The organism is Paracoccus lutimaris (assembly GCF_003337565.1).
Lineage (GTDB): Bacteria > Pseudomonadota > Alphaproteobacteria > Rhodobacterales > Rhodobacteraceae > Paracoccus > Paracoccus lutimaris.
In genome coordinates, this window is sequence record NZ_QPJL01000044.1 from 1 (window position 1) to 11,617 (window position 11,617).

Here is an 11,617-nt window from a genome sequence, read left to right on the forward strand (position 1 = left end):
CTTTCCTCAGCGAACGCGGCGAGGAGCGTTGCCAGCTCGGCCTCAACCGCTTGTTCGATCAGCTTGCGCGCACCCTCCCGGATGAGGTCCGTCAGTGGATCCGGCGAAAACCCCGATGGATCGGGCAGCGTGCTGATGGTAGTCTCCGACATGTGGCATATCCCTTTCTCGGCTGAGAATTGACGGCGTCTGAACACCGCCATGATATGCCGCCCCTCAGGGCATCACCAACTTTCGCGCGTTACTCCAAAGCCGCCAGAAGGCTTGTGAAATGTTCTGAAATACCAGATCGCCAATTGGCGGGCGAGTTTGAGACCGCTCAGAGCACTTGAGTGATCATCGGTATTTTGATGCGCTGCCTGGTTGCCTGCGATTCGCAAGCTGTGAAGTATTTCAAGGACTTGTTTTGGAAGGTTGCACTCGATCTTGAGTAAACGAAGCAGGTCGGCAAGGTTGTCCGACTGTGCAACAAAAAGACCCAATCTGCTTGCCGTAAACTGCGCAACCAATTCCGAAAACTGCCGCAGCTTAATATTGCATGTGTTCGGGTCTTCGGAAAAATAGCGTTCCGCAAGGGTCCCCAGCCTGTAAAGCTGGGGTTCGTGGGGTTGCAAGAATCCGAAATTGGACTCGTTCGGTTTCATGCTATGCCGGAAACCTCGGCTGAGCATGACGGTTCATCAATCCTGCCCACTCCCACCCACTGCACCTCCGAGCAAACTTCTTGCCAGATAACCTTTACAGCACAATCGTCGTGCAACAAGTGGTTGCACGGCCTGCAAGGCATTGAACCACAATCATTCGGACAGCGCTACCTCCAGCCCAGCTTGCAGGCTGCGCCTTACTCCCCCACCACCCTCAGCCTCGGCTTCAGCATCTCACCCACGGCGTTCACCCCTGCGCGGAGGGGCGCGTCGATCAGGTGGGCGTAGCGCTGGGTGGTGCCGATCTGAGTGTGTCCGAGGAGGCGCCCGATCATTTCCAGCGATGCGCCGCCGGAAACCAGCAGCGAGGCGAAGGTGTGGCGCAGGTCGTGAATGCGGACGTCGGGGATCTGCGCGACCTTCTGCATCTTGGGCCAGAAGCGCTTGGGATCGCCGACCGGCTGATCGGGCACGTCGCCGGGGAACAGGAACGGGCAGCCCTTCGGCACGATTTCTTTGCGCAGGCGGATCAGCGCGACGGCCTCATGCGAGATCGGCACGCGGTGGATGCGGCGCTGTTTGGTGTAGGCGGCCTGCTTGGTCCAGATGGCGAGGTCGAGGTTGAACTGGTCGAAGGTGGCGGTGCGGACCTCGCCCAGCCGGGCGCCGGTCAGCATGCAGAGGCGGATGATGCTGGCGGCGCGCTGGTCTTCATCGACTGCCAGGGCGTTGGCCAGGCGTTCGATCTCCTCGAAAGACAGGAACCGGTCGCGGGCGACCTCGGGGCGGCGGCGGAACCCGAAGGCCGGGTTGTCGGTGCGCATCTTCCACAGCATGGCGAGATTGAACATCTTGCGCAGCATTTCCCCCGCCCGGTTGGCGCGCACCGGCGTGGGCTTGGGCGGGGCCAGTTTCTTGCGCCGCTTCTGCGTGGGTTTCTTCTTGGACGGCCGCGCCCGACCGGCCGCGATCTTGGTCAGTAGCCGATCGACGTCGGTGGGCGTGATGTCGGCGACCTTCCGGTTCTTCCACTCGGGCAAGACCAATTTTTCCAACATGCTTTTCTGATCTGAGGCGTTCGTCTTGGCCAGCTTCGGCAGGTGTTCTTCGATGAACCGTTCGGCCAGTTCCTTGACCGTCGGCGCGCCACGGGCTGTTTTTCGGGTGTCGAGGGGATCGTCCCCCCGATCGATCTCGCGGATCAAGCGCTTCGCTTCATCCCGGGCGGCCGTGACCGACCATGTCGGCCAGACCCCGATCGTGAAGCGCTTCTGCTGGCCCGCGATGCGGTAGATCAGTACGAAGCCTTTGCGGCCGGTGGTGTAGACGCAGAGCCCGAAGCCGGGGGTATCCTCATCGAAGAGGACATATTTCCGGCTGCCGATTTCCGCAGCCTTTACAACGCGTTCAGAGAGTTTTGCCTTCATGTTACGCTCCTTTCACCCGCAGTCAGCGACGACCCGCGGCGCGGAGCAATGTCTCATTCGGGCCAAAGCGGCGCAGAGGCGGAAACCGGCGGAAAGGTCCGGGGAATTACGCCGGTCAAGGCGGCGCTGGGCGGGCTGCGCGCTAGTCGGGCTTGAGCCTTTGCCATACCACTTTGACTTTCTTGCGAATTGTGGACGGATCGGGCGCTTCACCCCAGTTCGGGTCGTCCATGATCCAGTCTTGCATGACTTCCACCAGCTCGGTCTGCGTGTCGGGCAGGCCGTCGTGGAAAATCCGGCAGCACATCTCAACGTAGAATCGCTCCCAACTGTGCCGCGTGGGTGCGCCCGGCCCGACCACAACCCGGCGCACAAGGCTGTTTTCCTCTTCAAAACGTTCGATCTCGGTCGTTCGGATCAGAACGTCGGTCGATAGAACCCTGACGCCTTCGGCCGGATGGACGATCGATAACGGCTTATCGCTGCCAGGAGGTCGCGCACGGCGGATCATGACAAAGCGCTCCGCATCACCGGCATCGCGGAAGAGCGGCCGAACATGGCCTGCGCGGACAGCAGCGTAATCAGCCTCCTCACCGCCTTGGAATTCCGCCTCTGTTAGCGAAACCATCAGCTCCAGCTTCCCGCTCATGGCCCAATCGATGATCTGCAACGGCGCCCGCTCCCACCGGGCGGCCAATTCGCTGACAGTCAGGAACTCCTTGGGCGGAAACCCCATCACCTGCCTCCGGTCACCGCCTTTCTTGTTGGACGCCCCAAACACAGAGGGGGCGCACCCCGCCCTTCTGGGCGCGGTGACGTTGTGGCGAATCTGTTGTGAACTGCTCCCCTTCAGATTGTCACAAACCTGTCGCCAAGCAAGCCGGTTGCAGCACGCGTTTTGCGGGTTGAACTACGATCCAGCGTGACCGGCGTAATTCCCTTTTCCTTTCCGCCGGTTTCCGCCTCTTCGCCGGTCCCTGCCCCGTGCTTGCCTCTTCCTGCCGATGACCGGCCCCGATCCCCGGGGCGGCGGCGCGAGGAGAAACTCATGGATACCAATCCCTTGAAAGACGTTGGCGCCGATCCGGCGCTGCTGGATGGCTGGCTTGATCGGGCGGAACTGGCCCGGCAGCTCGCCCTTTCCGTCGATACGTTGCAGCGCTGGGAGACCCGGCGCGTGGGGCCGCCCTGCGTCCGTGTCGGCCGCAAAGTGCTCTACCGGAAGGAGGCCGTCCGCGACTGGCTGAAGGAACAGGAGGCCCGCAAGACCGGCCAGCACAAGGCCGTGGCCGGGCGGCGCTGACATGGGGGTGCCGATGACCAAACTCACCCCCGAGGGCCGGTTTCCTGTGTCGGCCCTGATCACTGAGGCCCAGCGCGAACTTGACCTGCGGCGCCAGTTCTACTGGGCCAAGGTCCGGGCCGGAAAGATGCGCCAGGACGACGCGCATCTGCGGATCGCGCTGATGGAGGCGATCGTCAAACGCCTCACGGTGACGGCCGCGCTATGAGCCATCGTGCCACCAACTGGGCGATCCAGCAGCGCGGGCTGGCGCCTGCGACCAAGCTCGTCCTCTGGCATCTCTGCGACCGGCATAACCCGGACTACGGGTGTTTCCCGTCGCAAGACCAGTTGGCGGCCGATGCCGAAATCTCCCGCGCCAGCCTCAACACCCACCTCGACAAGCTGGAACAGGCCGGGCTGATCCGCCGCGAACGGCGCCACTCCGAGGGCGCCCATCGGCGGCAATCGACCCGGTACTTCCTGGCCTTCGAGCCGGAGTTTTCGGCGCAGGCGGAACTGCCGCTGACGTCCGAAAACCGGCCCGACCCATGTCCAGAATCCAGACATGGAAATGGGCAAAAGCCATGTCCGGATTTCGCGAAAAGCCATGTCCAGAATCTGGACACTAACCTTGTAAGTAAAGAACCAGTAATTACTACCGCGCGTGACGCGGGCGCGACGCGCGAGGCCCGGACCGAGGTTTCGGCTGACGATGAGGGCCCCGATCTGGACGCGGCAGATGCCGCCTGTCTGGCCGCCTGCGGCGAGGGGATGACCCAAACCGCCAGGGCGGCGATCACTGGCACCACGGCCACGATCGGCGCTTGGTTGAAGGCGGGCTACGACCTCGAACTCGACGTACTGCCGGTGATCGGCGAGCGCACGGCCAAGCCTCGGGGAAGCCCGATCCGGACGTGGGATTACTTCAGCCAGGCGATCGCAGCGCGCCATGCCAAGCGGATCGCCCAAGCGGCAAAGGCAAAAGGTGCTGGGGAAGCTGGTGCTGGCCCTGCCGTTGCACCCGGCGGCCCAGCCGTGAGCCCTGTGGATCGGCTGGCCCGCCTGGCCGCCTGGCTGAACTCGGGGGCCTATGTGCCGCCCAGCGCCGTCACGAACTCCCAGCGCGATGCCCTGCTGCGGGCGGGCCTCGTCACCGAGGCCACCCTGCGCACCCACCAAATCTACTAACCCTGCCCCCTGACCCGAAGGAGCCACCATTGCGCCTGACGCCCCGCGAGATCGAGGATCGCCTCGAAGAAGCCGCCTACACCCTGCGGAACCTGCCCGAGAAAGACCGCCCCCGCGGCTACGGCAACTCCTGGCCGCCGGTGGTGCACGATGCCAAGCACGCCTACGGCTACACGCCCGAACGGCCGATGCGGGTGATCCCCAGCGCGGCCGCCATCAGCCGGATGGAGGAATGCTTCGACTGGCTCTTGATGCTGAACCCCGAGGATGCCCGGATCGTCTGGCTCAGGGCCGAGGGTGCCCGCTGGCGGCAGGTCTGCATCAGGGCCGGGGTGGTGCGATCGACCGCCTGGAGGCGCTGGGTGGCCGCCCTTCTGACCATCTCGAAGAAGCTGGAAAAGCTCGATAAATCAAAGGGCAAAGCCAAGGGCGCAAAACCCCTTACCGCAACCACTCGCACAACCCCGCGCGAAAGCGGCGCGGAAACGGACGACAACCGGCCCGATCCGTCGAACTTCGGGCGCGACACTTTCCCGGGTTTTGACGCATAAAGAAGGCAAGATGGCGAAGGGTGCAGGCGATGGATCGCTTCATTCCAAGCCCTCACCCCTGCTCCCGCCGCCGCTCCCGGCTGGCCCCCCGCGTTAGGTTCTCCCGGAAGGGAGACGTATGCGGGGGGCCTAGGCGCGTCTAACCGCTAGTGACAGAACAAAAATCTGGGTCCGCGCCCTGGGTGCGCGCTTTGGGTGCGCGGGTGCGCACCTGAGGCCGCAGCCCTAGGCCGCCCCCTCGGAAAGGCCCCGCCCCGTGCTTCAGATCGACATGCTCCCGGTTGACCGGCTGGTCCCCTATATCCGCAACGCCCGGATCGCAGGCGGCGTTGATGGCGAGCAAGCGGGGTTGTGTCGGTCAATCGCCGATCAGGGCATTGATGTCCTTGATCCGCAGGATCAGCACCATCGGGTCCACGGGCGATGGTTCCAAGCCCGCGGCCACGTAGAACGCCTTCGCCCGGTCGTTCAGCGCGTGGACGAGCATGGCGGCAACCCCGACCTCACGCGCTGCAGCGGCAACCCGCAGGACGGCGTCGCGCAGAAGGGCGCGGCCGAGGCCGTTGCCCTGTTCGCTGGCATCGACAGCCAAGCGCCCCAGAACGATGACCGGCACGGGGTCAGGCATGTTTTGGCGCAGCTTGCGTGGGCTGAGGTCGTGACTGACCGATCCAGCGGCCAAGGCATAGAACCCCACGACCCTCTGCCCACGGCACAGGACGTAGGTCCGCGAGGCGCCAGAGGCCTGATTGGCCCGCGCCTTGCGCCTGATCCAGGCATCGAGCGTCGGTGCGCCAGAGGCGAAAGCCTCGACGTCGTGATGATCGGCCAGAGGAACGGGAGCCTGCAGCGCGCCGTCGGTCATTTGTCCCAAGGCGCCGGGGTCGCAATCAAGCGGCGCAGCCGGTCGTTTGGCGCATGCGGCGCGTCCAAAGCAGCAACGAAAGCGGCGAACTGTGTCGCGTCCAGCCGGAACGCCTGCCGGTCCATCAGAGCGTCCTCGGCGGCCTGCCTGCTGGCGTCCATCATGAACTCGGACCGGTTCTTGCCGAGACTGGCGGCTGCGCGGTCAATCAGGTCCCGATCCCGCGGCGTGACCCGCAGGTTGATCAGCGACCGGCGCTGGGCTTCGTCTTGGGGTGTGACTGCGACCATGGTTCTGCTCTCCGCTTGCAAGACCAATGTAAAGACAACCGCTTTACAAATCAACCTGCAGCCGTATGGAGCGATCCGGCGCAGAGCGGGTGGGTCACGGAGGGCTTTCGAACACGAGTTCGGGCAGGACCACCTCCCACTCGTCGCGGCGGAGCAGGTGGTGATACTCCTCGTCCCCATCCTCACGCCGCCAGTGCAGGATGGCCGCAACCTCGCCGCGCAGGAAGGTGGTGCCCTCGGGTGGCGCGAAAGCGCGGGAGAAGCGGGCAAGGGTCTGGCCGTGGGCGTTCTCCATCCTCCAGCGGTCGCCGTCACGGATCAGATGGACGGGGTCGCCAGGGCGCGTTGCGGCGATGGCGGCCAGCGACGGATCACCGGGGCGAAGGCGCCCTGCAAAGGAAAGGTCCACCAGCTTCGGATCGGGCGGCAAATAGCGCAGGCGGGCGCGCGGCAGGGCGGCGGTATCGGGAGTGACGCGGCGGGACAGGACAGCGTCACCGGGCTGCACGAAGGCATGCCGTCCGTCAGTCAGTACGGTCAGCGTGGACCGCGCCCGCGTCATCGCGACATAGAACAGGCGGCGAGGCGCATCGGCATCCTCGCCGCGCGACGGGCGATCCCAGCCACCGTTCAGGATGGCGACATGATCAAATTCCAACCCCTTGGCGCGATGGGCGGTCATCAGCAGCAGACCCCGCTGTTCGCCGCGCGCATCCCGGGCCCATTCGCCGAACCATTGGACAATATCGGGGACCGGGGCAGCCTTTTCAACCAGTTCGCGTGCGAGGGTGCCAGTGCCTTCGCCGATCAGGTCGGTCCAGCGGGATTGCGGCTGCACGTTCAGGATGGCGACTAGATCAGAGATGGTCAGCAGTCGGGTTCGATCTGCCAGCAGGGCACGGATGAAGCCCTGCATCTCGCGCATGCGCCAGAGATTGAGCGGCTTCTCATTCGCCATGTCGATAGGAATACCCAGCGCCTCGGCATAGGCACGGACAGGTTCCAGCCGCCGCCAGTCGCGGGCGATCACGGCGCAGCGACGCCAGGACCAATCCGGGTCCAGCCTGGACAGGCGCACCAGTTCGTCCAGTGCAGCCACCGCCTGCGCGGCATCGCCTCCCGCGTCCAGCAGGCTGACCCGCCCTTGCGCCACCGGGTCCAGCGCTGCCCAATCTCCCCCCGGCATCGCCTTGGCACGGGCGCGGTTCACCGTGATGTCGTGACCCGCCTTCATGCGCTGAGCAGCGGGAGCGATCACGGCATTGGCCGCCGCAATGATATGGGCGGTCGAGCGATAGTTCTCGGTCAGCCAGACAGGCTTGGCGGAGTAATCGGCTTCGAACCTTCGGATGAAGTCGATACTGGCCCCGGCGAAGGCGTAGATGTTCTGGTCATCGTCGCCCACGGCAAAGAGGCTGATGCGCAGGTCGTCCTCAAGCGACCGCCCCGCCACGGCGCCGATCAGGGCGTATTCCTCGGGGCCGATGTCCTGATACTCGTCCACCAAGAGCCAGCGATAGCCCTGGATCAGCGTCTCGCGCAGGGCCTCGGCCTCGGGCTTGGTAAGGCCATCGCCGCGCAAGAGGGCCACCGCCTGCATGACGATCCCGTCAAAGTCGCGCGGGCCCTCGTGGTCACCTGCAAAGCTTGCCCCCATCAGCCGCATCGCCAGCGCGTGGCAGGTCGACACCGTCACCCCCGCCGCGTCATCCCAGATCAGGCGGCGCAGGCGTTCGCGGATCTCGGCGGCGGCATGGCGGTTGTAGGTCAGCACCAGAATGCCGCGCGGGTCTTCGCGTTTCACTCGGATGAGGTAAGCGATGCGATGCACCAACACGCGCGTCTTGCCCGACCCCGGCCCGGCCAGCACCAGCACGTTGGTCTGTTCGCGATCATCACGGACAATCTCGGCCTGCACCGGGTTGTCCAGCGCATCGACAATCGTGCGCCATGAGGTGCCCGTCGTCTGGCGCCGGATTTCCGTGCCGCGCCCCGGCAGCCATCGGCGCAGGAAAGCGTCGCGGTCCAGCACGAAGTAATCTTCCGACAGGCGCTGGGCCTGATCCATCGCCTCCAGCCCCTTTTCTGCATAGGCGGCCATCACATGGGTCTGGATCGTTGTCTCGCCGTAGTGCTCTTCGAGGGGTGCAAAGTGCTGCACGGTGAATGGCCCGCCCTTGGGATTCAGATGCACCGTGATCGCCGGGCGGAACACCGTCAGGCCCCGACCCAAGGTGGCCACCTGCTGTTCGTGCAGCCACAAGAGCGCACGGTCCATCAGGCGGGTCATGTCCTTGACCTCGGCCCTGAGCAGCGCGTCGCTGTTCAGCGCATCCAGCATCGCGCCAAGGGTGGTTTCGACCTGAATATCCTTGCCGCGCGTGCCCTTAGAGACCTTGCCCGTCAGATGAGCGAGAAGTGCCTGCGCCCCCTGCCGCCGCAGTTCAGCCGTCCGGGCGACCACAAGCCATGACCGCTCCAGCCGCACGAAGATCGTGTTGCGGCTGACCTTGCGCAGCGTCAGGTTGCCCCTGCCGCCATCCTGATCGCGCCCGTCCTGCGCCATGCCGCGCAAGGCCGTTTCCACCAGATCGGGCCGCACCTGCACATGACCCTTGTCACGCAAGGCCTGGCAGGTCTCGGTGAGATTCAAGGGTTGCGCCTCGGCTCCTTCGGCATCCGGCACCGCCTCTTGCATCAGGGCAATCAGGTCAGCCTCCATACGGGCCGCGTAATCCAGACGGCGGGCCGAGGCATCCTCTACCCCCTGATGAACATAGACGGTGATGCCCGTGTCATTGCTGGCGATCCCCAGCGCCTCAAGATCGGCAAAAGCCCGGTGCAACTCGCGCCCTGACAAGCCGCAAGCGCCCGTTAGGTCATCTGTCGAAACCCCGGCATCGACAGGCGCGTTCATCACGTGGCGCACAAGGTCCATCAGTTGCGTGCGCCTGACACCGGTGATCTGCGCCTTTTCCAAAATCGCCGCCGCCTCATCCACCGACCGGATGCGCAGCGATGACGGAAACACCTGCACCCGGTTCTCCTCGCGGGAAAGCAGCGTCGCTTCCTCCAGCCAGGCCACGGCGGTTTTCACGCGGGTGTCGTCGGTGGTCTTGTCGCGCTCGAACTCCTGATCCTTCTCCTCGCGCACGATCTCGCCCGGCGTGGCAACCACTTCGCCCGACTTGTGCTTTTCCATCCGCCTCAACGCCTTCAGGATCGCGCCGATCTCATGCCGGGCCAGACGCGAGCGCGCCGACAGCGAGAATTGCCGCTCCACATCCTCGGGGCTGAACAGCAGCACACAATTGGCGGTCGCGCGATCCCGACCGGCGCGCCCTGCCTCTTGCAGGTAGTTTTCCAAGGAGCCCGGAATGTCGCCATGAACGACCAGCCGGATATCGGGCTTGTCGATCCCCATGCCAAAAGCGTTGGTCGCGGCGATCACCCGCAACTGGCCGGTGCGAAACGCCTCTTGCACATCGCGCTTTCGGTCAGGCGGCAGACCCGCGTGGAAGAAATCCGCCGCCAACCCCTGCCCTTTAAGGAACTCCGCTACCCTTTCCGTCGCCCCACGGGTTGCACAATAGACCACAGCCCCCGAGGCGCCTTCGGGCGGAAGGTTCGCCTCGATTGCCGACAGGATGTCGGTCAGCTTGGTCGCCTTCTGCGTGGGCAGCACCGCGAAAGACAGGTTGGTGCGCACCGCGCCCCCATCCAGTAGCATCAGGTCCACCCCAAGGCGCGTCTGGAAGTGGTCACGGATGTCACGCACCACCTCGGGCTTGGCGGTGGCGGTCAGGCAAAGCACCGGCGCAGGCGCATCGCCAGAGAATTCCTTGATGAAGCGGCTGACATAGCGGTAGTCGGGCCGGAAATCGTGGCCCCATTTGCTGATGCAATGCGCCTCGTCCAGCACCCAAAGCCCGACCTCGCGCTGTTGCAGCACTGTACGGATCGACGGTGACCGCAATTGTTCGGGCGAGATCAGCAGCATCGCCGCATCGCCCATACGCACCTTTTCCAGCGCATCGTGGCGTTCCGGCAGTGACAGTATGCCGTTCACCGTGACCGCACTGGAAATCCCGGCCCGTGCCAGCCCCTGCACCTGATCGGCCATCAGAGCGACAAGGGGCGAGATCACCACCGTAAGCGCGCCCGTCTTGTCGAACCGTGACAGCGCCGGGATCTGGTAGCAGACTGATTTCCCCGTGCCGGTGGGCAGTATCCCCAGCACCGATTTGCCTGCCATCGCTTCGGCGACGATGCGCTCCTGCAAGGGGCGGCCCATCTCATCGACGGGTTGCGGGCGGAACGACGGAAAACCGAACCAGCGTTCCAGCGCGGCATTGGGGTTGTTCTTCTCAACACACCAAGCACAACCCGGATCGCCGCAATTGGTGTCGCGCAAGTGCCGCACGATCCGCCCGGCCTGCGGAAACTGCAGCCGCACCCAGGGCGGCATGACCGAGTCCCCACCCGCCACCGAAATCCATGACAGCGCATAGGCCATCGGCCAGCCGTTGCGCGGATCGGACAGGCGACCTAAGGTCTGCTCCAGCCGATGATTGCAGGCGCGGCCGTCCAGCAGGCGGCAGATGGCGGCATGGGCAGCAGCTTCACCCGGCGCAGGACCGCGCAAGGCTTGGAACAACGCATCGAACCCGGCCGAGGCCTCGCCCCGCGTCGTAAGATGGTGATAGGCAAGCACCGCATCCGGCGCCTCCTGCCCCAGCCGGGCGAAGGCCGCGATCTGATCGGCCAGCACCTGCAGCGCCAGCCGCGCGTCCTGTTCTGGGTCATTCACATGCCCGACCTGCAGCCGCCCGTCCTGATAATGCTTGACCAGATGATGGTACGGATTTCGCGGAAAGGCCAAGGGGTTCAGCCAGAGCGTATCAATGGGTGCCGCCGCCAACCCCGCCAGCCGCGCCCGGTTCGCCACCAGATGCGGCAGATCGTGCCGCAGGATATTGTGCCCCACTAGATGCGCCGCGCCGTCGCACAGCGCCTCCAGCCGGTCCAGTGCGGGCTCCAACGCTGCGCCTTTGTGAACCAGTGCCTGTTCTCCCCTTACCGCCGCAAAAGCAAAAAGCCGTGCAGACTTCGGATCGACCTCCAGATCAACCGAGATGCAGCGCGACAGGAAGGAGGTGACGTCATGGCTCAAGTGTCAAAACCGGGCGTTGTTGGCTGAATTATGCATCAACTGATTGATAACCTTGCCACTCATGGATGCAAGAAAGGGTTGTCGGGCATGGGTCTCTCGCTAGGCTCCAGACTCATTGATCTTCACAGCCAGAACATGACTGTTGCGGCGAGGGCGACGGCGGATAGGAAGGTCTTGGCGGATCTGTCATAGCG

Annotated in this window: 10 protein-coding genes and 1 pseudogene; 4 read left to right on the plus strand and 7 right to left on the minus strand. The window is 64.5% G+C overall.

The genetic code is table 11. The features are described 5' to 3' along the window. The 4 genes and pseudogenes from DFP89_RS18900 to DFP89_RS18915 all read right to left on the minus strand — a co-directional run. Positions 1–152 (minus strand): annotated as a pseudogene (locus tag DFP89_RS18900) (IS256 family transposase); the annotation flags it as partial. Positions 153–224: 72 nt separating this feature from the next. Beyond that, the gene (locus DFP89_RS18905; RefSeq protein ID WP_245948874.1) at positions 225–644 is read right to left on the minus strand and encodes a DUF4145 domain-containing protein; all 420 of its coding nucleotides are present in this window, start codon (positions 642–644) and stop codon (positions 225–227) included. A gap of 197 nt (positions 645–841) precedes the next feature. Continuing rightward, positions 842–2,071 (minus strand): tyrosine-type recombinase/integrase, encoded by a 1,230-nt coding sequence (locus tag DFP89_RS18910; protein WP_114350882.1) that lies wholly within the window; start codon positions 2,069–2,071, stop codon positions 842–844. A gap of 142 nt (positions 2,072–2,213) precedes the next feature. Next, complete coding sequence (locus tag DFP89_RS18915) at positions 2,214–2,807, minus strand: hypothetical protein (RefSeq protein ID WP_114350883.1); 594 nt, start codon at positions 2,805–2,807, stop codon at positions 2,214–2,216. Between the two features lie 312 nt (positions 2,808–3,119). Between DFP89_RS18915 and DFP89_RS18920 the strand changes: the two genes are divergently transcribed. From DFP89_RS18920 to DFP89_RS18935, 4 genes are read left to right on the plus strand one after another with little or no spacing between them, the layout of a single operon-like run. Continuing rightward, positions 3,120–3,374, plus strand: coding sequence for a helix-turn-helix transcriptional regulator (locus tag DFP89_RS18920; RefSeq protein WP_114350884.1), 255 nt, complete (start codon positions 3,120–3,122; stop codon positions 3,372–3,374). Between the two features lie 13 nt (positions 3,375–3,387). Next, positions 3,388–3,582, plus strand: coding sequence for a hypothetical protein (locus tag DFP89_RS18925; protein WP_147273357.1), 195 nt, complete (start codon positions 3,388–3,390; stop codon positions 3,580–3,582). Next, positions 3,579–4,544, plus strand: a complete 966-nt coding sequence (locus tag DFP89_RS18930) for a helix-turn-helix domain-containing protein (RefSeq protein ID WP_114350886.1) — start codon at positions 3,579–3,581, stop codon at positions 4,542–4,544. Before DFP89_RS18925 ends, DFP89_RS18930 begins: the two co-directional genes overlap by 4 nt. 29 nt (positions 4,545–4,573) lie before the next feature. Further along, entirely contained in the window at positions 4,574–5,095 is a 522-nt protein-coding gene (locus tag DFP89_RS18935) for a DUF6362 family protein (protein WP_181870402.1), read from the plus strand. A gap of 358 nt (positions 5,096–5,453) precedes the next feature. Here DFP89_RS18935 and DFP89_RS18940 read toward each other — a convergent pair whose 3' ends face one another. From DFP89_RS18940 to DFP89_RS18950, 3 genes are all read right to left on the minus strand, one after another. Then, on the minus strand, positions 5,454–5,960 hold the full coding sequence (locus DFP89_RS18940) for a GNAT family N-acetyltransferase (protein WP_114350887.1): 507 nt from the start codon (positions 5,958–5,960) through the stop codon (positions 5,454–5,456). Further along, the gene (locus tag DFP89_RS18945) at positions 5,957–6,250 is read right to left on the minus strand and encodes a type II toxin-antitoxin system TacA family antitoxin (protein WP_114350888.1); all 294 of its coding nucleotides are present in this window, start codon (positions 6,248–6,250) and stop codon (positions 5,957–5,959) included. The genes DFP89_RS18940 and DFP89_RS18945 overlap by 4 nt, the downstream gene beginning before the upstream one ends. A 94-nt stretch (positions 6,251–6,344) precedes the next feature. Continuing rightward, complete coding sequence (locus DFP89_RS18950) at positions 6,345–11,423, minus strand: RecQ family ATP-dependent DNA helicase (RefSeq protein ID WP_114350889.1); 5,079 nt, start codon at positions 11,421–11,423, stop codon at positions 6,345–6,347. Positions 11,424–11,617 lie beyond the last annotated feature (194 nt).